17 protein-coding genes and 6 tRNA genes are annotated in these 17956 nt (G+C 74.1%); 13 read left to right on the top strand and 10 right to left on the bottom strand.

Features of this window, described 5'->3' with window-relative positions; genetic code table 11:
* The first annotated feature begins 58 nt into the window (after window positions 1–58).
* The 5 genes from ACFC0Z_RS25865 (at window position 59) to ACFC0Z_RS25845 (ending at window position 8349) form a co-directional block, all read left to right on the top strand.
* Entirely contained in the window at window positions 59–694 is a 636-nt protein-coding gene (locus tag ACFC0Z_RS25865; protein WP_376442358.1) for a GNAT family N-acetyltransferase, read from the top strand.
* A gap of 162 nt (window positions 695–856) precedes the next feature.
* Window positions 857–2131 (top strand): precorrin-6y C5,15-methyltransferase (decarboxylating) subunit CbiE, encoded by a 1275-nt coding sequence (gene cbiE / locus ACFC0Z_RS25860; protein ID WP_376442355.1) that lies wholly within the window; start codon window positions 857–859, stop codon window positions 2129–2131.
* A 304-nt stretch (window positions 2132–2435) separates the two neighbouring features.
* Window positions 2436–6014 carry a nicotinate-nucleotide--dimethylbenzimidazole phosphoribosyltransferase gene (gene cobT / locus ACFC0Z_RS25855; protein WP_376442352.1) on the top strand — a complete coding sequence of 1193 codons (3579 nt, stop codon included), beginning with the start codon at window positions 2436–2438 and terminating at the stop codon, window positions 6012–6014.
* Between the two features lie 207 nt (window positions 6015–6221).
* Window positions 6222–7454, top strand: coding sequence for a uroporphyrinogen-III C-methyltransferase (cobA, locus tag ACFC0Z_RS25850; RefSeq protein ID WP_376442349.1), 1233 nt, complete (start codon window positions 6222–6224; stop codon window positions 7452–7454).
* Between the two features lie 76 nt (window positions 7455–7530).
* Window positions 7531–8349 carry a TrmH family RNA methyltransferase gene (locus tag ACFC0Z_RS25845; protein ID WP_376442347.1) on the top strand — a complete coding sequence of 273 codons (819 nt, stop codon included), beginning with the start codon at window positions 7531–7533 and terminating at the stop codon, window positions 8347–8349.
* Window positions 8350–8372: 23 nt separating this feature from the next.
* Here ACFC0Z_RS25845 and ACFC0Z_RS25840 read toward each other — a convergent pair whose 3' ends face one another.
* Window positions 8373–9587 (bottom strand): serine/threonine-protein kinase, encoded by a 1215-nt coding sequence (locus ACFC0Z_RS25840; RefSeq protein ID WP_376442344.1) that lies wholly within the window; start codon window positions 9585–9587, stop codon window positions 8373–8375.
* Window positions 9588–10096: 509 nt separating this feature from the next.
* On the opposite strand from ACFC0Z_RS25840, the gene ACFC0Z_RS25835 reads away from it, so the two are divergent.
* From ACFC0Z_RS25835 to ACFC0Z_RS25825, 3 genes are all read left to right on the top strand, one after another.
* On the top strand, window positions 10097–10264 hold the full coding sequence (locus tag ACFC0Z_RS25835; protein WP_360810659.1) for a hypothetical protein: 168 nt from the start codon (window positions 10097–10099) through the stop codon (window positions 10262–10264).
* A gap of 152 nt (window positions 10265–10416) precedes the next feature.
* Window positions 10417–11388 (top strand): phosphotransferase family protein, encoded by a 972-nt coding sequence (locus tag ACFC0Z_RS25830; protein ID WP_376442342.1) that lies wholly within the window; start codon window positions 10417–10419, stop codon window positions 11386–11388.
* A 76-nt stretch (window positions 11389–11464) separates the two neighbouring features.
* Complete coding sequence (locus tag ACFC0Z_RS25825) at window positions 11465–11740, top strand: zf-TFIIB domain-containing protein (RefSeq protein WP_376442340.1); 276 nt, start codon at window positions 11465–11467, stop codon at window positions 11738–11740.
* A gap of 41 nt (window positions 11741–11781) precedes the next feature.
* Here the strand turns inward: ACFC0Z_RS25825 and ACFC0Z_RS25820 are convergent.
* From ACFC0Z_RS25820 to ACFC0Z_RS25795, 6 genes are all read right to left on the bottom strand, one after another.
* Window positions 11782–11856, bottom strand: a tRNA-Val gene (locus ACFC0Z_RS25820).
* A 39-nt stretch (window positions 11857–11895) separates the two neighbouring features.
* Window positions 11896–11967 (bottom strand) — tRNA-Val (locus ACFC0Z_RS25815).
* A 38-nt stretch (window positions 11968–12005) separates the two neighbouring features.
* A tRNA-Val gene (locus tag ACFC0Z_RS25810) sits at window positions 12006–12077 on the bottom strand.
* 34 nt (window positions 12078–12111) lie between these two features.
* A tRNA-Val gene (locus ACFC0Z_RS25805) sits at window positions 12112–12183 on the bottom strand.
* 1 nt (window position 12184) lies between these two features.
* A tRNA-Cys gene (locus ACFC0Z_RS25800) sits at window positions 12185–12258 on the bottom strand.
* Window positions 12259–12302: 44 nt separating this feature from the next.
* Window positions 12303–12375 (bottom strand) — tRNA-Gly (locus ACFC0Z_RS25795).
* A gap of 231 nt (window positions 12376–12606) precedes the next feature.
* Between ACFC0Z_RS25795 and ACFC0Z_RS25790 the strand changes: the two genes are divergently transcribed.
* The 3 genes from ACFC0Z_RS25790 to ACFC0Z_RS25780 are packed head-to-tail and all read left to right on the top strand — an operon-like array spanning window position 12607 to window position 15393.
* Complete coding sequence (locus ACFC0Z_RS25790) at window positions 12607–13674, top strand: chorismate-binding protein (RefSeq protein WP_376442337.1); 1068 nt, start codon at window positions 12607–12609, stop codon at window positions 13672–13674.
* Window positions 13671–14495: an aminotransferase class IV gene (locus ACFC0Z_RS25785; protein WP_376442335.1), complete on the top strand. Its 825-nt coding sequence runs from the start codon at window positions 13671–13673 to the stop codon at window positions 14493–14495. The genes ACFC0Z_RS25790 and ACFC0Z_RS25785 overlap by 4 nt, the downstream gene beginning before the upstream one ends.
* Window positions 14496–14553: 58 nt before the next feature.
* Window positions 14554–15393, top strand: coding sequence for a GNAT family N-acetyltransferase (locus tag ACFC0Z_RS25780; protein ID WP_376442508.1), 840 nt, complete (start codon window positions 14554–14556; stop codon window positions 15391–15393).
* A 20-nt stretch (window positions 15394–15413) separates the two neighbouring features.
* Here ACFC0Z_RS25780 and ACFC0Z_RS25775 read toward each other — a convergent pair whose 3' ends face one another.
* Window positions 15414–15929 carry a DsbA family protein gene (locus ACFC0Z_RS25775; RefSeq protein WP_376442332.1) on the bottom strand — a complete coding sequence of 172 codons (516 nt, stop codon included), beginning with the start codon at window positions 15927–15929 and terminating at the stop codon, window positions 15414–15416.
* A gap of 148 nt (window positions 15930–16077) precedes the next feature.
* Here ACFC0Z_RS25775 and ACFC0Z_RS25770 point away from each other — a divergent pair, with 148 nt between their 5' ends.
* Window positions 16078–16491, top strand: a complete 414-nt coding sequence (locus tag ACFC0Z_RS25770) for a hypothetical protein (RefSeq protein ID WP_376442331.1) — start codon at window positions 16078–16080, stop codon at window positions 16489–16491.
* 111 nt (window positions 16492–16602) lie between these two features.
* On the top strand, window positions 16603–16761 hold the full coding sequence (locus ACFC0Z_RS25765) for a hypothetical protein (protein ID WP_376442328.1): 159 nt from the start codon (window positions 16603–16605) through the stop codon (window positions 16759–16761).
* Window positions 16762–16777: 16 nt separating this feature from the next.
* Here the strand turns inward: ACFC0Z_RS25765 and ACFC0Z_RS25760 are convergent, their stop codons facing one another.
* Both ACFC0Z_RS25760 and ACFC0Z_RS25755 read right to left on the bottom strand, forming a co-directional pair.
* Window positions 16778–17335: a CGNR zinc finger domain-containing protein gene (locus ACFC0Z_RS25760; RefSeq protein WP_376442325.1), complete on the bottom strand. Its 558-nt coding sequence runs from the start codon at window positions 17333–17335 to the stop codon at window positions 16778–16780.
* A gap of 192 nt (window positions 17336–17527) precedes the next feature.
* A complete protein-coding gene (locus ACFC0Z_RS25755) occupies window positions 17528–17941 on the bottom strand; it encodes an SsgA family sporulation/cell division regulator (RefSeq protein WP_015032345.1) in 414 nt (137 codons plus the stop codon).
* Window positions 17942–17956 lie beyond the last annotated feature (15 nt).

Genomic DNA, 17956 nt, shown 5'->3' with positions numbered 1-17956 from the left:
CATGCTGCATGCTGTGCGTTCACGGTCGATTCGGTCGGTCCACGGCATGGAGCTGAGCATGACTACCACCTTCCCGGACATCTCCATCAACACGGACCGGCTGGTGCTGCGCGCGCTCGAAGACGGGGACGCCCCCGCTCTCGCCGAGATGATGAACGACGACCAGGTCGGCGCCTGGACCGCCGTCCCCCAGCCGTACACCGAGGCCGCCGCCCGCCGCTGGATCACCGAGTACGCCCCCACCGAGCGCGCCGCCGGCCGCGGCCTCGACCTCGGCGTCACCGAGTTCCTCACCCAGCGCCTCGTCGGCGTCGTCCAGTTGAGCAACACGAACTGGCGCGTCCGCTCCACCGAACTCTCGTACATCGTCGCCCCCTGGGCGCGCGGTGAGGGGTACGCCTCCGAGGCCGCCCTCGCCACCGCCCAATGGCTCTTCGGCGACCAGAAGTTCGAGCGCATCGAGCTCCGCACCGCCGCCGACAACACCGCCTCCCAGCAGGTCGCCCAGAAGATCGGCTGCATCAGCGAGGGCGTCCTGCGCAACGCCTGCATAGCCCGCACCCGCACCGAGGACGGCGGCTGGACCGACCTGCGCACCGACTTCATCCTCTGGGGCCTGCTCCCCGAGGACCTCGACGGCGTCGCCGACCAGATGGCCGAGGCCGGGTACTCCTCGTACACCGAGTGGAGCTGAGCGGGAGCCGAGCCGCGACTGAGCCGCGACTGAGCCGGAACTGACCGGGACCGGTCAGGAACAGGTGCGCGAACCGCGCACGGGAAGCACGCCGCGAGGCCCCCGCCGGGGTACGCTCGGCACGCTCCCGACCTGCGACGACACCACAGGAGACTGACGACGATGGCCGACCGGGTCACGGTGATCGGCTGGGACGGCTCGCCCCTCACCGCGGCCGCCAGGTCCGCGCTCGCCGCCGCCACCCTCGTGGCGGGCGCCGCCCACCACCTGGCGCTCCCCGAAGTGCCCCCGGCCGCCGAACGCGTCCGCCTCGGCAGCGTCGACATCGCGGCCCGCCGCATCGCCGGCCACCGCGGCACCGCCGTCGTCCTCGCCGACGGCGACCCCGGCTTCTTCGGCGTCGTCCGCACCCTGCGCGCCCCCGAACACGGACTGGAGGTCGAGGTCGTCCCCGCCGTCTCCTCCGTCGCCGCCGCCTTCGCCCGCGCCGGAATGCCCTGGGAGGACGCCCGGACCGTCGTCGCCCACCAGCGCACCCTGCGCCGCGCCGTCAACGTCTGCCGCGCCCACCCCAAGGTCGCCGTCCTCACCTCCCCGGGAGCGGGACCCGCCGAACTCGCCCTGCTCCTCGACGGCGTCCACCGCACCTTCGTGGTCTGCGAGGAGCTCGGCACCGACCGCGAACAGGTCTCCGTCCTCACCTCCGACCGCGCCGCCGACCACTCCTGGCGGGACCCCAACGTCGTCCTCGTCATCGGCGGGGCGGGCGGCGGCGGAACGCCCGCCCCGCCCTGGCTGGCGGGCCAGGACCCGGCCGTGCGGTCGGTACGGGGCTGGGGCCTGCCCCCGGAGGAGTACGCCTCCGACGGCGCCGGCGGCGGGGTCCGACGGCCCGGCGAGCCCCCGGCCGCCCCCTCCCAACGTCCCACGGCGGGCGAGGACCCCGCGCTGCGCGTCGCCCAACTCGCGCGCCTCGGGCCCCGCGTCGGCGACCTCGTCTGGGACATCGGCTGCGCGGGCGGCGCGTTCGCCGTCGAGGCCGCCCGTTTCGGCGCCGCCGTCATCGCCGTGGACACCGACCCCGCCGCCTGCGCCCGCACCGAGGCGGCCGCCCGCCGCCACGGCGTCCTCCTCCAGACCGTCCCCGGCCGCGCCCCGCACGTCCTGGAGAACCTGCCGGAACCCGACGTCGTACGGATCGGGGCCGGCGGCGTCCCCGTGGTCACCGCCTGCACGGAGCGCCGTCCGGAGCGCATCGTCACCCACGCCTCCACCCGCGACGAGGCCGAGGCCATCGGCACCGCCCTCGCCGACGGCGGCTACGCGGTCGAGAGCCTGCTGCTCCAGACCGTGGGCCTCGACCCCGTCGACTGGTCGGAGCGCGAGCGTTCGGTGGTCTTCCTGTTGGCCGGCCGCAGGACGGAACACGCCCCGTGATCCCTCCGGGGCGTCAGGGCGGGTAGGCTGGCCGATTGTTGTACCGCACCGGGACGTTCGGCATGTCGTTCGAACGCGTCCGGATCGGCGGCCCCACACGGTCGCTGATGTGGTACGGGACCTGGGGGAACCGCGCGACGTGGCGCAGTCCACAGCCCATCGCGGCGGATCTGCCTTCCGCGACGGCCTACGGCCGCGACAATGAGTGGGTGTCCGCGCGTCCTTCGTGCCGCGTGGCGCACGCGCTCGTTGTTGTCGACGGGCGCAGGTCCGAAGGAACACAAGCGATGGGCGAGGGGTACGCATGACGGACACCGGCCAGGTCCCGGGCGAGGGGCAGCCGGAGAACGCAGGCATGGTCGAGCAGCCGGGCATCCCCGCTCCGGGCGCGTACACCTTCCTGGACCCCTCCGAGCACGCAGCCGAGGACGACGACATCCTTCTCATGCCGGGCGCCCAGGGCGCCTGGAGCGAGCACCCGCCGGGCTTCGTGCCCGCGGCGCCGGTGGCCGTACCGGCCCCGCAGGACATGTCCCTGAACCCCGCGGCCCCCGCCGCGCCCCTGGTTCCGAACCAGGCCGCGCACCAGGGCGTTCCGCACCCGGCCGGCCCGGAGGCCGAGGTCCCGTTGGGGGACACGCTCACCGCCCCGCTGCCGGACCCGCTCACCGATCCGCTGACCGACCCGCTCACGGGTCCGGTCCCGGACGCCTTCGTCCTCGCCGACGTGCTGACCGCCCCTCAGGGCCAGACCCCGCCGCAGGGCGTGCCGGCCGCGCAGGGCTTCACCGTCCCGCAGGGCGCCACCCCGGCCGAGGGCTTCCCGATCCCCGGCACGCCCGCGCACGGCACCCCCGTCCCGGGCGCCGAGGCCCACGGCGTCCCCGCCGCGCAGGAGCCCGTCGTCACCGACCACGGCTACGAGCCCGGCATCCTCGACACCGGCGCCCACGAGGCCGCCGGCCGCGACTCCGGCTCCGTCGACCTCGGCGGCGTCCGCGTCCCGCCGCCGGCCGGCGCCCCGACGCCGCCGCCCGCCCGCCGCCCGCTGCACATGGGCCCGCCGGTGCCCGACGCCACCGGTGGCGTCGTGCTCTCGCTCGCCGACCGCGGCCCGGCCGCCGCGCCGGTTCCGCAGCCCGCGCCCGTACCGACACCTGTCGTGGCCACCGGGCCCGCGCCCGTGCCCGTACGCAACCCGGGACCGCCCACCACCGGCCCCGAGTACTTCGACATCCCGCAGGACCGCCAGCTCGCGCCGCAGGGCGCCGAGCCGTGGGCCGCGCAGCCGCAGGAGGCCGTGGCGCCGCAGGCGCCGGCTCCCGCAGAAACGGTCGTCCCGGCGGCCGGACAGTTCGTTCCCGTCGACGGTTCCCTCCCGACGGCCCCGCACCTGGCCCCGACGCTCGTCGCCGAGGCCGGGGAGCCGGTCGAGGCCGCCGAGGCGCCCGAGGAGACGGGGGAGACCGCCCCCGAGGCCGTCCTCGCCGAGCCCCAGGCCACCGTTCCCGCGCCGCGCGAGGGAGAGCCCGCGGCCGAGGGCCTCGTCCAGGCCGCGGAGCCCGTCGCCGAGCCCGTGGCGGAGCCCGCCGTCGAGACGGCCGTCGAGGCCGAGCAGGCCCCCGAGGCCGCGGTCGCGGCAGAGCCGGTTGCCGAGCCCGAGCTCACGGAGACCGCCGCGGAGACCGCCCCCGAGGGCGTCGTCGAGACCGCCGTCGAGGCCGTGGCCGAGGACGTCGTGGAGCCCGTGGCCCCGGCGGAGCAGGCCCCCGAGCAGCCGCAGGAGCCCGCGGAGCCCGTCGCCGAGGTCCCCGCCGAGGACCTTCCCGTCGCGGAGACCCCCGTGGTCGAGATCCCGCAGGCCGAGGAGGAGCCCGCCGGGGCGACCGCCCCCGAGGCCGACCTCGTCGCCGAAGCCGCAGAAGCCGCCGAAGCCGCAGAAGCCGCCGAAGCCGCAGAGGTCTCCGAGGTCTCCGAGCCCGGCCGGCCCGCCGAGGCCCCCGAGGTGCCCCAGGCGCCCGAGAACCCCGAGGGCTTCGTCGACGCCGCCGAGCTGGTGGACGCCGCCGACCTCGCGCCCGCCGCCGACGCGGCCCAGGCCCCCGAGGCCGAGGCCCCCGCGGAGGACGAGGACGCCGACGCCGAGCCCGCCCCCCGCGCCCCCGGCTACGACGACGCCGAGCGCGAGGCCGTCCTGCGCGTGATGCGCGAGCGCCGCGACATCCGCAACGGCTTCCGCTCCGACCCGATCCCGCACGAGGTGCTGCTCCGCGTCCTGGAGGCCGCCCACACGGCCCCCAGCGTCGGCCACTCGCAGCCCTGGGACTTCGTCGTCATCCGCTCCGCCGAGACCCGGCAGACGATGCACGAGCTCGCCCAGCGCCAGCGCGAGGCGTACGCCAAGTCGCTGCCGAAGGCGCGCGCGAAGCAGTTCAAGGAACTGAAGATCGAGGCCATCCTCGACACCCCGGTCAACATCGTCGTGACCGCCGACCCCACCCGGGGCGGCCGCCACACGCTCGGCCGCTACACGCAGCCGCAGATGGCCCCGTACTCCTCCGCGCTCGCCGTGGAGAACCTCTGGCTCGCCGCCCGCGCCGAGGGCCTCGGCGTCGGCTGGGTCAGCTTCTTCGACGAGCGCGAGATGGTCCGTACCCTCGGCCTTCCCGAGCACCTCGAAGTGGTCGCGTACCTCTGCGTCGGTTACGTCGACGAGTTCCCCGCCGAACCCGAGCTGGCGCAGGCGGGCTGGTCCAAGCGCCGCCCGCTCGCCTGGGTGGTCCACGAGGAGACGTACGGCCGTCGCGCCCTTCCCGGCGAGGAGCCGCACGACTTGCTTCAGGAGACCGTCGCCAACATCCGCCCGCTCGACGCCAAGGCGCTCGGCGAGGCCTGGGAGCGGCAGAAGCGCATGACCAAGCCGGCCGGCGCGCTCGGCATGCTGGAGATCATCTCCGCGCAGCTCTCCGGGCTCTCCCGGGTCTGCCCGCCGCCGATCCCCGAGCCCGCCGCCGTCGCGATCTTCGCCGGCGACCACGGGGTCCACGCCCAGGGCGTGACCCCCTGGCCGCAGGAGGTCACCGGCCAGATGGTGGCCAACTTCCTCGGCGGGGGAGCGGTCTGCAACGCGTTCGCCAACCAGGTCGGTGCCGAGGTCTGCGTCATCGACGTCGGCGTCGCCACCGAGCTCCCGGCCACCCCGGGCCTCCTGCCCCGCAAGGTCCGCCCCGGCACCGGCGACTTCACCACCGGGCTCGCGATGACCCGCGACGAGGTCCTCGCCGCCATCGAGGTCGGCATCGAGACCGCCCGCGACCTGGTCGCCGCCGGAAACAAGGCGATCCTCACCGGCGAGATGGGCATCGCGAACACCACCGCGTCCGCCGCCCTCATCTCGGTCTACACGGGCGTCGACGCCGCCGAGGTCACCGGCCGCGGCACCGGCATCAACGACGAGACGCACGCCCGCAAGGTGGACGTCGTCCGGCGCGCCCTCGACCTCCACAAGCCGGACCCGGCGGACCCGATCGGCGTCCTCTCGGCCATCGGCGGCCTGGAGCACGCGGCCCTCGTCGGCCTGATCCTGGGCGCGTCCTCGCTCCGCACCCCGGTCATCCTCGACGGAGTCTCCACCGGCGCGGCGGCGCTCGTGGCCCGGGCCATCGCGCCCGAGTCCCTCGCCGCCTGCATCGCCGGCCACCGCAGCGCCGAGCCCGGCCACGTGGCCGCGCTCAACAAGCTGGGCCTGCGCCCGCTGGTGGACCTCGACCTCCGCCTCGGCGAGGGCACGGGCGCCCTGCTCGCGCTCCCGCTCGTGCAGAGCGCGGCCCGCGCGATGCACGAGGTCGCCACGTTCGACTCGGCGGGCGTCACCGAGAAGTAGGACCAGCCCCCCGGAACCACCCCGCGCGTCCCCCCTCCCCGTACGGGAGTGGGGGACGCGCCGGGATGGCCCACGGGGAGATCCGTCACAGAGTGGCGACTCCCCGCCACGGATATCGTGGGCACCGGGCCCTCCCGCCCATCCTTCCCGCCGCTTCACCGCAGCAGCGGCCCGCACACGCACCGCCCTCCGAGGAGCCGCTCACCCATGGCCGAGCCCGCCGAGCACCCCGCCTACCCCGTCGGACTGCGCCTCGCCGGCCGCCGCGTCGTCGTTCTCGGCGGCGGTCAGGTCGCCCAGCGCCGCCTTCCCGCGCTGATCGCCGCGGGCGCCGACATCACGCTCGTCTCCCCGTCGGCGACCCCCTCCGTGGACGTGATGGCCGAGACCGGCGAGATCACCTGGATCAAGCGGCGGTACGAGGAAGGCGACCTCGACGGCGCCTGGTACGTCCTGGTCGCGACCACCGACCCGGCCGCCAACGCCGCCGCCTCCGCCGAGGCCGAGCGCTCCCGCGTCTGGTGCGTCCGCTCCGACGACGCCGAGGCCGCCACCGCCTGGACCCCGGCCACCGGCCGCGACGCGGGCGTCACCGTCGCCGTCCTCACCGGCCACGACCCCCGCCGCTCCGCCGCCGTGCGCGACGCGATCGTCGAGGGCCTGCGCGAGGGCTCCCTCGCCGCGCCCGCGCACCGCTCCCGTACCCCCTTCGTCGCCCTCGTCGGCGGCGGCCCCGGCGACCCCGACCTCATCACGGTCCGCGGCCGCCGGCTGCTCGCCGAGGCGGACGTCGTCATCGCCGACCGGCTCGGCCCCCGCGACCTCCTGGACGAGCTGCCGCCGCACGTCGAGGTGATCGACGCGGCGAAGATCCCGTACGGCCGGTTCATGGCCCAGGAGGCCATCAACAACGCGCTCATCGAGCACGCCAAGGCGGGCAAGTCCGTCGTCCGGCTCAAGGGCGGCGACCCGTTCGTCTTCGGCCGCGGCATGGAGGAGGCCCAGGCGCTCGCCGCCGAGGGCATAGCCTGCACGGTCGTCCCGGGCATCTCCAGCTCCATCTCGGTTCCCGGCGCGGCCGGCATCCCGGTCACCCACCGGGGCGTCGCCCACGAGTTCACCGTGGTCAGCGGCCACGTCGCCCCCGACGACCCGCGCTCCCTCGTCGACTGGGCCTCGCTCGCCAAGCTCACCGGCACCCTCGTCATCCTCATGGGCGTCGACAAGATCGGGAAGATCGCCGAGGCGCTCGTCGCCCACGGGAAGTCGCCCGACACCCCGCTCGCCCTGGTCCAGGAGGGCACGACCGCCGCCCAGCGGCGCGTCGACGCCACCCTCGCGACCGTCGCGGAGACCGTCAAGGCCCAGGAGGTACGCCCTCCGGCCGTCATCGTCATCGGCGACGTCGTCACCGAGGGCCCCGACAAGCTGGTGAAGTAACCAGAGGTCACCGCGCTTCGCGCCGTACCCCGCCCCGCACATTGGCACGACTCCCCGGACAAGGCAGTATCACCCCGTGGCCGAACTCATCACGATCGACGACCCCGACGACCCGCGCCTGCGCGACTACATCGGCCTGACCGATGTCGAGCTCCGGCGCCGACGCGAGCCCGCCGAGGGCCTGTTCATCGCCGAGGGTGAGAAGGTCATCCGCCGGGCCAAGCAGGCCGGGTACGAGATGCGGTCGATGCTGCTCTCCGCCAAGTGGGTCGACGTCATGCGCGACGTCATCGACGAGGTCCCGGCACCGGTGTACGCCGTCCAGCCGGACCTCGCCGAGCGCGTCACCGGCTACCACGTGCACCGCGGCGCCCTCGCCTCCATGCAGCGCAAGCCGCTCCCCGACGCCACCGAGCTCCTCGCGGGCGCCCGGCGCGTGGTCGTCATGGAGTCGGTCAACGACCACACCAACATCGGCGCCATCTTCCGCAGCGCCGCCGCCCTGGGCATGGACGCCGTCCTGCTCTCCCCGGACTGCGCCGACCCGCTCTACCGGCGCTCGGTCAAGGTCTCGATGGGCGCGGTCTTCTCCGTCCCGTACGCCCGCCTGGACAGCTGGCCCCGCGGCCTGGAAGCCGTACGGGAAGCCGGGTTCAAGCTCCTCGCGCTCACCCCGGCGGAGAAGGCGACCTCCATCGACGAGGCCGCCCCGCACCGCCTGGAGCGGGTGGCGCTGATGCTCGGCGCGGAGGGCGAGGGCCTCTCCACGCAGGCGCTGCGCGCCGCCGACGAGTGGGTCCGGATCCCGATGGCCCACGGCGTCGACTCGCTCAACGTCGGAGCGGCGGCGGCGGTCGCCTTCTACGCGGTGGCCACGGGCCGCCCGGAGTCCTGACCCCGGCCCCCTAGGGGTCAGGGTCAGCCCTGGAGGGCCTGCGCCGCGGCGATCCCCAGGGCCACGACCAGCGTCACCACGACGAAGACGAAGAGCCGCTGCCGCAGCAGCCGCGGATTGGCGGGGCGGCGGCCCGTCGACGTCGTCCGGGCACCCGGACGCGTCCCCGGGCGGGACTGCCCGGCACGCGAGCCGCCCGTACGGGAGTCGCCGGTGCGCGAGCCGCCCGTCCGCGGGCCCGCCGAGGGCCGCGAGGACGGGCCGGAGCCGCGCTGCTGCCCCCGCTGCTCGCGGTCCGCCTCCCGCTCGGACCCCTGCCCGCGCGTGTCGCGCTCCGTGTACCGCTCGGTCGGCCGGGCGATGTTCCGCTCCTCGGCCCGCTCGCGCTGCACGGGGGGACGCGAGACCGGCAGCCCCTGCGCCTCGCGCGCGGCGATCTCCTTCAGCCGCATCGACAGCTGGAGCGTGCTGGGACGTTCCTCCGGGTCCTTCGCCAGGCAGGCCCTGATCAGCGGGGCGAGGGCGTCGGGAACACCGTGCAGCTGCGGCTCCTCGTGCACCACCCGGTAGAGCATGACCTCGGAACTGCCGTGCCCGAAGGGGGAGTCGGCCATCGAGGCGTACGCGAGGGTGGCACCCAGCGAGAAGACGTCCGTGGCCGGGGTGACGGCCGCGCCCCGCACCTGCTCCGGCGCGAGGAAGCCGGGCGAGCCGACGGCGGTGCCCACGTGGGTGAGGGTGCTCGCGCCGGTCGCCCAAGCGATGCCGAAGTCGATGATCCGGGGGCCCTTGGGGGAGAGCAGGATGTTCGAGGGCTTCAGGTCGCGGTGGACCACGCCGGCCTCGTGGACGGCGACGAGCCCCTCCGAGAGCGCGGCCCCGATCGCGGCCACGTCGGCGGCGCGCAGCCCGCCCTCCTCGGCGACCCGGTCGTGCAGGGAGGGCCCGGGCACGTACTGGGTGGCGAACCAGGGGCGGTCGGCCTCCAGATCGGCGGCGACCAGCCGTGCCGTGCAGCCGCCGCGGATCCGCCGGGCCGCCGACACCTCACGGGCGAAACGCGAGCGGAACTCCTGGTCCTCGGCCAGATCCGGCCGGATCACCTTGAGCGCCACGCGCTGCCCGCGCCGGTCGGACCCGAGGTACACGACACCCATACCGCCGGCCCCCAGCCTGCGGTGGAGCCGGAACGACCCGACGATCCGCGGATCCTCGCGCCGGAGCCGCATCATCGCCATGTCCGTCCCCTCGTCCGTTCGACGTGGCACAGCTTACGTAGTGGCGCCCGGACGCGCTCATAGGCCGCGCCCTCGCACCGGGATCGATTGTCAGTGCTGAGGGGGACGGACGACAGCCGTCCGGATGGACTGTCCACCCCTCAACCCCCCTTGTGTGTCGATCACTTGACCCGAGAGCGCGGAAACCGGTCCGGTCGGAGGCCGTCCGCCGACGGCACCCGGGGGACCGGAGGCGGAGGCTCCACCCGGTGACGTGAGCCATGTCACTCCCCGTGACCCGTCGGCGACCCCCCTGTCCCCTGGGGGATGACCCCCAGTTCCGGGCCGCCGTCTCCACCCAGGGGAGTACGCCGCCCGGGCAGGCGTCATCCTCCGGGAGGCCCGAAAGCCGGTACGCGGGCATGACGCCCCGGCCCCGCCCGCTCCCTACTGTTGTTCTCAGCGGTGGGTGCGGCACTCGTCCCCCGAGGTCACGCACCCATCGCGCCAGACCAGACAGGAGAGGAACCATGGCGTACACGGCACCGCGGTCGACCAGCAGCCCTTCGGGCCGACGTCACCCCCTGGTGGCCACGGCCATGGTCCTCCCTCTCGCGGCCCTGCTCGTCGTCGTCTTCGGCGGCTGGGACGCGGTGGTCACCCAGGCGTCGTCCGTGGGCGTGATGTTGGGGCGCTGACAGCGCCCGCACCCGGGAGAGCGGCCCGGGTCGGGACATCGGTCCCGTTCAACCCCGTGGGGACGGGGGTGTGACGGACGGCAGCGTGAGGCCGGTCAGCTGGGGAGCTGACCGGCCTTCGCGCGTCCCGGCCCGCCCCGTACGCTCCCGACGTGGACCCCGCACCCCGGACGCCCCCCGGCACCCTCGCCCGCCTCACCGCCCTCGCGCGGGCCGCCGCCCACCGCCCCGGCGCGCCCTGCGACTGCGCGGGCGCCCACGTCGGCGTGCTCGCCGACCGGGACGACGGCACGGTCGTACGCCACGGGGCCCTCGTCGCCAAGGCGCACGCCCCCGGCACCGATCCCGAAGCGCACCGCGCACGCCTGGCCCTGGCCGCCCGCCCCGACGTCGACGGCGTCCTCCTGCCGCCCCTGCCGCTCCCGCCGGACGGCCCCGGCGCCTCCGGCGCGCTCGACGGACGACCCGTCACCGTCTGGCCGTACGGGCCGCCCGTCGACCCCGCGGACCCGGACGCGGCCCCCTGGGAGGAGGCGGCCCGCCTCCTCGCCCTGCTGCACCGCACCCCGCCCCCGCCGGGCCTCGCCCCGCGCCTCCCCGGCATGCGGGCCCCGCTCAAGGTGTCCCTCGCCGTGGACCGGATGCGCCGGACCGCGCCCGGCCACCCGGCCGCGGCGACCGTGCTGCGCGCCTGGCGAACGGTTCCCGACGCGGGCGCCGATGCGACCGGACGGCGGCTGCTCTGCCACGGCGACTTCCACCTGGGCCAACTGGTCCGCGTTCCACGGCCGGTGGGCGCGCCGGCGGGGGAGTACCCCTGGCGTCTCATCGACGTCGACGACCTCGGACTCGGCGACCCGGCCTGGGATCTCGCCCGCCCCGCCGCCTGGTTCGCCGCGGGCATCCTGCCCCCGGACGTGTGGACCCGCTTCCTCGGCGCGTACGAGGCGGCCGGCGGTCCCGCCGTCGGCGCCGACCCGTGGGCCCGACTCGACGTCCCCGCCCGGTCCCTGACGGTCCAGACGGCGGCCCTGGCCCTCGCCAAGTCCACGGCCGAGCGACGGCCGCTCGACGAGGTCGAGGAGGTGATGATCGACACCTGCGCGCGTATCACCGCTCAGTGAACCGACCTGGGCCCGGAGGCGTCCCCGTACAGTGAAGCCACCATTCGAACGGCGACGTCAGGGAGTTGAGCCGAGCATGCAGTGTCCCAAGTGTCATGCGGCCATGCACACGTACAACCGCAACGGAGTCCAGATCGAGCAGTGCAGCGGCTGCCGCGGCATATTCCTGGACTTCGGCGAGCTGGAGGCCCTGACCCGTCTGGAGTCGCAGTGGGCCCAGCAGGCCCCGCCGCCGCAGGCGCCGCCGGCCGCCTACCCGGCCCAGCCCGCCTGGGGCGCCCCGCAGCACGGCGGCCACCACGGCGGCCACTACCGTCAGCGCGGTTTCGGCCGGATGCTCTTCTCCTCCTGAGCACGAAGAAGCCCCCGGCCGAGACCGGGGGCTTCCTCCTGTGGTGCGCGATACTGGGATTGAACCAGTGACCTCTTCCGTGTCAGGGAAGCGCTCTCCCGCTGAGCTAATCGCGCGGGATGTGCACGCCGCACCCGAAGGTGACGCGTACTGCGTGCGCGATACTGGGATTGAACCAGTGACCTCTTCCGTGTCAGGGAAGCGCTCTCCCGCTGAGCTAATCGCGCGGGGTCCACACGTCGTGACCGACGTGCTCCGTACTGTGTGCGCGATACTGGGATTGAACCAGTGACCTCTTCCGTGTCAGGGAAGCGCTCTCCCGCTGAGCTAATCGCGCGGGTGATCCGAAGATCCAGGATCCGGAGATCCAGTGGACGATACTGGGATTGAACCAGTGACCTCTTCCGTGTCAGGGAAGCGCTCTCCCGCTGAGCTAATCGTCCTTGGAGGTGGAGACGGGATTTGAACCCGTGTAGACGGCTTTGCAGGCCGTTGCCTCGCCTCTCGGCCACTCCACCAGGAGTGTTGCTAATACAGGGGTTCGGGAAGATCCCCCACATCGAGCGGACGACGAGATTCGAACTCGCGACCCTCACCTTGGCAAGGTGATGCTCTACCAACTGAGCCACGTCCGCTTGTCGTTTCCGTTTCGCTTGCGCGTCCCGGCGACGTGTTGAACTCTAGCGGATTCCTGGGCCAGTACAAAAACGCGTTTCCGCAGCGTGCTGACCTGCGAGGCGATCAGGGCGCCCGGCGGGCCGTCGCGGAGGGTTCGGGTGGCGTTCACTCGCCGTGCTCCCCGGGGGCCGGAAGCCCCTGTCCGTTCGAACCGGAGGTCCCGGCGTCGGCCGACCTAGACTCGATGCGTGCACGACTTTGCTCCTCTGGCCCGCTTCGGCGGCCTCGTCGCGACCGACCTCCGGGACGTCACCCACGACCCCGAGGCACTGGACTCCACCGGCTTCTGGGCCGTCTGCGCGGACTTCGAGGGCCGCCTGACCTGCGCGCGCTTCGGCGACGTGCGGCGCGATCCGGTACCCACACCGGTCCCGGGCGCCTGGCGCGGACCCGGCGCCGGTGACTGGACGTCCTCCCTCGACCGCGCCGCGTACATCGCGGGGGTACGGCGCGTGCGCGAGCACATCGCGCGCGGCGAGGTCTACCAGGCGAACCTCTGCCGGGTACTGAGCGCGCCGCTCCCGGACCTCGCGGGCGCCGACGTCGACGCCCTCACCGCGCTCCTCGCCCGGGGCAACCCCGCTCCCTATGCCGGAACGATTCGGCTGCCCGCCCACGGCGTGGAGATCGCCACCGCCTCCCCCGAGCTCTACCTCCGCCGCGAGGGAGCCCTCATCACCTCGGGACCCATCAAGGGCACCGGCCGCACCGCCGCCGACCTCCTCCCCAAGGACCACGCGGAGAACGTGATGATCGTCGACCTGGTCCGCAACGACCTCGGCCGCGTCAGCGAGACCGGCACGGTCGCCGTCCCCGGCCTCTGCGAGATCGAGGAGCACCCCGGCCTCGTCCACCTCGTCTCCACCGTCACCGGCCTCCTGCGCGAGGACGCCGGCTGGCCCGAGCTGCTCGCCGCCACCTTCCCGCCCGGTTCCGTCACCGGCGCGCCCAAGTCCAGCGCCCTGCGGATCATCGAGGCCCTGGAGACGGCGCCCCGGGGCCCGTACTGCGGCGGCATCGGCTGGGTCGACGCCGACGCGGACACCGCCCAGCTCGCCGTCGGCATACGCACCTTCTGGATCGACCGCCCCGAGGGCGTCCTCCGCTTCGGCACCGGCGCCGGCATCACCTGGGGCTCGGACCCCGAGCGCGAGTGGGAGGAGACCGAGCTCAAGGCGGCCCGACTGGTCGCGATAGCGTCGGGCGCCTACGAGTCAGGCGCCCACGAGGCGAGCGGAAAGGCCATCTCTCGATGAAAATCTGGGTCAACGGCGGGCTGCACGACGCGGAGACCGCCCAGGTCTCCGTCCTGGACCACGGTCTGACCGTCGGCGACGGCATATTCGAGACGGTGAAGGCCGAACGCGGCGAGACCTTCGCCCTCACCGCCCACCTGGAGCGCCTCACCCGCTCCGCCCGCGGCCTCGGGCTGCCGGACCCGGACCTCGACGAGGTCCGCCGCGCCTGCGCCGCCGTCCTCGACGCCAACCCGATGGAGCTCGGCCGGCTGAGGATCACGTACACCGGCGGTCTCTCCCCGCTCGGCTCGGAGCGCGGCGACGCCGGTACGAGCCTCGTCGTCGGCCTCGGCGAGACGAGCCGCCGCGCCGACTCCACCGCCGTGATCACCGTGCCCTGGACCCGCAACGAGCGCGGCGCGCTCACGGGCCTGAAGACCACCTCGTACGCGGAGAACGTCGTCGCCCTCGCCAGGGCGCACGCGGCGGGCGCCAGCGAGGCGCTCTTCGGGAACACCGTGGGGCAGCTGTGCGAGGGCACCGGCTCCAACGTCTTCGTCGTGCTCGACGGCCGCATCCACACCCCGCCCGTCGCCTCCGGCTGCCTCGCCGGCATCACCCGCGCCCTCGCGGTCGAGTGGACCGGCGCCGAGGAGACCGACCTGCCGCTCGACGTCCTGGAGAGCGCCGAGGAGATCTTCCTGACCTCGACCCTCCGCGACGTCCAGGGCGTGCACCGGGTCGACGGACGCGAGTTCGCCGCCCCCGGCCCGGTCACCGCCAAGGCCATGCGGATCTTCGACGAGCGCGCGGCCCAGGACCGGGACCCGCGCGTCTGAGGCGCCGGACACCGAAAACCGGATGACGAGTGGGGCATCGGCGGGTAGAACCACCATGATGACCACCACCCTGCGGCCGGCCGAGCCGCTTCAGCAGACGCCCGACGGCGGCCGTTCCCGTACCTACGACGTGTGCGTGAACAGCCGCCGCGTCGGCTCCGTCCGCCTTTCGACCGATCCCGGCTTCGGCGCCGCCTCCGGAGTGATCGAGGGCCTCGGGATCGACGAGCCCGACCGGCGGAGGGGCCGCGGCACCGTCGCCGCGCTCGCCTCCGAGGAGGTACTGCGCGGCTGGGGCTGCGCCGAGGTGCAGATATCGGTGCCCGCGGCAGCCGAGGCGGCGCTGCGGATGGCCGTCACGCTCGGCTACACCGAGCGCAGCCGGAACATGGTGAAGGAGCTCGGCGCCGAAGCGCCCGCCCTGCCCGGGGACGCCGAGGTGCGGCCCATGACCGAGGCCGAGTTCGTGGTGTGGGACGAGCGGGCCAAGGCGCTCTACGCGCAGAGCTGGATCGACCGCGGCGTCCCCGAGGACCAGGCCAGGGCCAAGGCCGAGGACAGCCACCGCCGGTACCTCCCGCAGGGCCTGGCCAGCCCCGGCGTCGCCATCCACGTGATCGTCGAGGACGGCGAGGTCGCCGGCCACATCTGGACCGGACGCATCGAGCTCGAACCGGGGCGGTGGGCCGCCTTCGTGTACGACATCGAGGTCGACGAGGCCCACCGGGGGCGCGGCCACGGCCGCACGCTCATGCTGCTCGCCGAGCGGGTCGCCCGGGAGGCCGGGGACGACCGGCTCGGCCTCCACGTCTTCGCGGGCAACACCCCGGCCATCCGGCTCTACGAGTCCCTCGGCTTCCGCACGACGTTCGTCAACAGCGCCAAGGCGCTGCTGTAGGCCTTCGGGCCCGCGTGCGCTCAGTCCTTGAGGAGGCCTTCGGCGATCTCCGTGATCCGCTCCCGCAGGCCCTCCTGGCTCTGGCCGCCGTCCAGCCGCTCGCCGCCGATCACGTAGGTCGGGGTGCCGGTGACCTTGATCGCCTTGCCCTCGGCCTCGTCGGCGTCGACGGTCAGCAGGTGACGGCCGTCGATCAGGGCCGTGTCGATCTCCTCGGCGTCCAGGCCGAGCCCGGTCGCGACGTCGAGGAGGAGCTGCTCGCCCCGGTCGCCGAGCTCCTCGGTCCTGGCGAGCAGCGCCTCCACGTACGGCCAGCCCTGGCCCTGCGCGAAGGCCTCCTCGGCGGCCTGGGCGGCGGCGTACGCGTGCTTGTGCTTCGCCAGCGGGAAGTGGCGCAGCTGGACGTCGAGCCGGTCGCCGAAGTGGTCGCGCAGCGCGCGGACGTCGTCGAGGGCCGCGAAGCAGTCGGGGCACTGGAGGTCGAACCAGGCCTCCAGGACGACGGGGGAGACGGGTGCGGTGGTGGTGTCGCTCATGACAGCAGTCTCCCCTACCGGCACCTGCGGAGGAGATCCGGTCGGGGGGACCCGGAGATCTCCCTGAGATGCGCCCCGGGGCGTGGCACCGGCCGTGGTCGGCGGTGCAGGATGGAAGGGACGTAACAGCCGGAACCAGGAGGATCGCATGCTGGCCGAGACCATCTGCTCCGCGGCCGCCGCGGCGGGCCTGGGCATCGCCGCCGTCGCGGCGTACCGGAAGCGCTACCTCTCCGCCGCCCGCATCGCGGCCTACGCGCTGGTGCCGCTCGGCCTCGTGATGACCGGCGCCGTGGAGTGGCTCGCGGACACCGCCTTCAGCCCGGTGGCCTGGGCCGGGTTCGGCGTCCTCGGCGGCGCCTGGCTGCTCCTCTCGTCGACGCGGGCGATCGAGCGGCGCCGCGGCGGACGGACCGACGGGGCCGGGGGAGCCGGGACCGTCGGCGGAGCGGAGCGGACGGCCGTGGCGCCGACCGCGTCCGCGCCCCGTGCCGTCCCCCCGAAGGCGGCCGCCGACGACTTCAGCGACATCGAGGCGATTCTGAAGAAGCACGGAATCTGATCACTTCTGACGCTTCCCTTTCCCGAGAACCACGGGAAGGGGTGAACGGCCTTGTCAACAAGGTGTGTTGCGGGATTTCCGGGGTGGAATGTGCGTCATCATCCCCCCGAGATGCTGGATACCTCGCGGGAGTCCGCCCCCGCCGCCGATGCCCCCGCCGAGCCGCGAGGCTGCTTGTTCGCGCTCTCGCAGCCGCCGTTGATGATCTTCCTGGCAGTGATCGGCTGCCTGCTCCTCATGGCCGCCGTGCACGACCTGTTCCTGCTGTGACCCGGTCGGTGTCGGCTCAGCCGGCGGCTTCCTTGCGGCGCGCCCGGTACGCGGCCACGTGCAGGCGGTTGCCGCAGGTACGGCTGTCGCAGTAGCGGCGCGAGCGGTTGCGGGAGAGGTCGACGAAGGCCCGGCCGCAGTCGGGCGCCTCGCAGCGCCGCAGCCGCTCCTGCTCGCCGGCCACGACGATGAAGGCGAGGGCCATGCCGCAGTCGGCGCCGAGGTGGTCGGCCACCGAGGCGCCGGGCGCGAAGTAGTGCACGTGCAGCTCGTAGCCGTCGTGGTCGGTGAGCTGCGGGGTGGTGCCCGCGGCCGCCACGAGCTGGTTGATCAGCGGGGCCGCGATCCGGGGCTCGGGGGCCGAGAAGATCGCGGCGAACTTCTCCCGTACCTCCCGCACGGCCCGCAGGTCGTCGGGCCCGAGGTCGCCCACGTCGCTGATCTTGTGGGCGTGCACGAAGGACCGCAGCCCGTCGAGGTCCGCCAGCCCGTCGGGGCGGTCGCCCTGCGGGGCGGTGTTCATCAGATCGACGACGCTGTCGAGGGCGATCCGGGTGTCGTGGGGGATCAGCACGATTCGCTCCCTGGCCGGCCGCGGGCGGGCGCCCGTGGAACTGGCGCTGACTCTAGCGCGGCCCGGAACGGGACAACGGCGCCCACCACCGCGCCGGCTGCGCGGTGGAGAGCGCCGTTGTCCTGGCTGGGTGATCGCCCACGCGGCGCCGTCGCCCCGAGTCGGACGGCGCCGTGCGGCTCTCGGCCTGGCTCAGCTGTCCGCCAGGATGTGGGAGAGCTCCGTATCGAGGTCGAAGTGCCGGTGCTCGGTGCCCGGTGGCACGGCAGCGTCGGTCCGCTTGAGGAACGACTCCAGGGCCCTCGCCGGGGCCTCGAGCAGGGCTTCTCCCTCGGGAGAGCTCAGTGCGATGCAGACGACTCCCTGGCCGTGACTACGGGATGGCCAGACGCGGACGTCGCCCGTGCCGGTGGGCCGGTGCAGCCCCTCGGCGAGAAGGTCGCGGGCGAAGACCCATTCGACCGTCTCTTCGGCTCCGGTGTGGAAGGTGGCGTGCACGGCATACGGATCGGCCGTGTCATACCGCAGGCCCGCGGGTACAGGCAGTGAGGACTCGCTCGACACAACGAGGCGCAGGTGCAGCTCGCAGCTGACCGTGGTGTTCATAAGCGCCAGGGCCTT

The sequence above is a fragment of the Streptomyces sp. NPDC056144 genome (genome assembly GCF_042264145.1).
Lineage (GTDB): Bacteria > Actinomycetota > Actinomycetes > Streptomycetales > Streptomycetaceae > Streptomyces.
The sequence above is the reverse complement of the archived record's forward strand: the minus strand, read 5'-3'. Positions and strand labels throughout refer to the sequence as shown.

What these genes read in the sequence shown, in the direction of transcription:
- ACFC0Z_RS25865 (WP_376442358.1), top strand. Translation starts at nt 59, where the DNA reads ATGACTACCACCTTCCCGGACATCTCCATCAACACGGACCGGCTGGTG.
- cbiE (WP_376442355.1), top strand. Translation starts at nt 857, where the DNA reads ATGGCCGACCGGGTCACGGTGATCGGCTGGGACGGCTCGCCCCTCACC.
- cobT (WP_376442352.1), top strand. Translation starts at nt 2,436, where the DNA reads ATGACGGACACCGGCCAGGTCCCGGGCGAGGGGCAGCCGGAGAACGCA.
- cobA (WP_376442349.1), top strand. Translation starts at nt 6,222, where the DNA reads ATGGCCGAGCCCGCCGAGCACCCCGCCTACCCCGTCGGACTGCGCCTC.
- ACFC0Z_RS25840 (WP_376442344.1), bottom strand. Translation starts at nt 9,587, where the DNA reads ATGGCGATGATGCGGCTCCGGCGCGAGGATCCGCGGATCGTCGGGTCG.
- ACFC0Z_RS25835 (WP_360810659.1), top strand. Translation starts at nt 10,097, where the DNA reads ATGGCGTACACGGCACCGCGGTCGACCAGCAGCCCTTCGGGCCGACGT.
- ACFC0Z_RS25825 (WP_376442340.1), top strand. Translation starts at nt 11,465, where the DNA reads ATGCAGTGTCCCAAGTGTCATGCGGCCATGCACACGTACAACCGCAAC.
- ACFC0Z_RS25785 (WP_376442335.1), top strand. Translation starts at nt 13,671, where the DNA reads ATGAAAATCTGGGTCAACGGCGGGCTGCACGACGCGGAGACCGCCCAG.
- ACFC0Z_RS25780 (WP_376442508.1), top strand. Translation starts at nt 14,554, where the DNA reads ATGACCACCACCCTGCGGCCGGCCGAGCCGCTTCAGCAGACGCCCGAC.
- ACFC0Z_RS25775 (WP_376442332.1), bottom strand. Translation starts at nt 15,929, where the DNA reads ATGAGCGACACCACCACCGCACCCGTCTCCCCCGTCGTCCTGGAGGCC.
- ACFC0Z_RS25770 (WP_376442331.1), top strand. Translation starts at nt 16,078, where the DNA reads ATGCTGGCCGAGACCATCTGCTCCGCGGCCGCCGCGGCGGGCCTGGGC.
- ACFC0Z_RS25765 (WP_376442328.1), top strand. Translation starts at nt 16,603, where the DNA reads ATGCTGGATACCTCGCGGGAGTCCGCCCCCGCCGCCGATGCCCCCGCC.
- ACFC0Z_RS25755 (WP_015032345.1), bottom strand. Translation starts at nt 17,941, where the DNA reads ATGAACACCACGGTCAGCTGCGAGCTGCACCTGCGCCTCGTTGTGTCG.